The sequence below is a fragment of the Achromobacter sp. SIMBA_011 genome (assembly GCF_046535435.1).
Taxonomy (GTDB): domain Bacteria; phylum Pseudomonadota; class Gammaproteobacteria; order Burkholderiales; family Burkholderiaceae_B; genus Achromobacter; species Achromobacter dolens.
Window position 1 is genome coordinate 1 of the sequence record NZ_JAWRWN010001166.1, and the last position, 238, is coordinate 238.

A 238-nucleotide genomic window follows, 5' to 3' on the forward strand; every position below is an offset into this window, starting at 1 on the left:
CTTGCCGACGAAGACCGTCTCCACCGCGGTCTTCATATTATCATAGATGCCGCGCGTGCAGGCCCCGCCGAAGAAAGCGAACGCCCTGTCATGGGCGTCGAAGACCATCTCTTGCGTCTCGCGCGGATAGGCTCTCACATACATCATCCGGCTGTGGCAGAGCCGGATATGCGCAACCTTCACCGTCGTCGTCACGCCGTTCAGCACGACAATCTCGTGGCTCCAGTCGAACTGGTAG

1 pseudogene is annotated in these 238 nt (G+C 59.7%); it reads right to left on the reverse strand.

Annotated features, from left to right (window positions below):
* A pseudogene (locus SB816_RS34705) lies at nt 1-238 on the reverse strand (IS21 family transposase); the annotation flags it as partial.